Origin of the sequence: Leisingera sp. JC1 (genome assembly GCF_001679925.1) — a bacterium.
In the GTDB taxonomy this organism is placed as follows: domain Bacteria; phylum Pseudomonadota; class Alphaproteobacteria; order Rhodobacterales; family Rhodobacteraceae; genus Leisingera.
Genome location: NZ_LYUZ01000077.1, coordinates 1 through 556, shown reverse-complemented (window position 1 = coordinate 556; position 556 = coordinate 1). Strand labels below are relative to the sequence as shown.

Sequence of the window (556 nt, the reverse complement as noted above, 5' to 3'; positions counted from 1 at the left end):
GGCTGGCGCTGGTGGCGGCCGCCCTGCTGCTGTTCGACGAGAGCATTCCCTTTCCAGGGCTCTATACGCTGGTGCCGGTGGCGGGCACGGCGCTGATCCTGCTGTTTGCGCGCCAGGGCACCTGGGCGGCCTGGCTGTTGTCGCGGCCTGTTTTCGTGGGCATCGGGCTGATCAGCTACAGCGCTTACCTGTGGCATCAGCCGCTGTTTGCCTTTGCCCGCATCCGCACCGTGGGCGAGCCGCCCGCCCTGCTGATGGCGGGGCTGGCGCTGCTGTCGCTCGCGCTGGCATGGATCAGCTGGCGCTTCATCGAACAGCCCTTCCGGCGCGGCGCGGCCTCATGGCTGCCGGGGCGGGGCCAGGTCTTTGCCTGCAGCGGCGCGGGCATGGCGGCGCTGATCGCCCTAGGGGCGGCGGGGCTGCACTGGCAGGGGTTTGACAGCCGCATGGATGAAGGCTTCTTTGAACGCCGCGCCGAGATCCGCGCCGAGGAGGAAAAGCGGCTGCTGGCGGTGCGCTCGGGCCTGTGCCATTTCAACCGGCTGGAGCCCAGCCC

At 70.0% G+C, this 556-nt stretch carries 1 pseudogene; it reads left to right on the top strand.

Annotation, left to right across the window (positions count from 1 at the left end):
- Window positions 1-556 (top strand): annotated as a pseudogene (locus A9D60_RS26540) (acyltransferase); the annotation flags it as partial.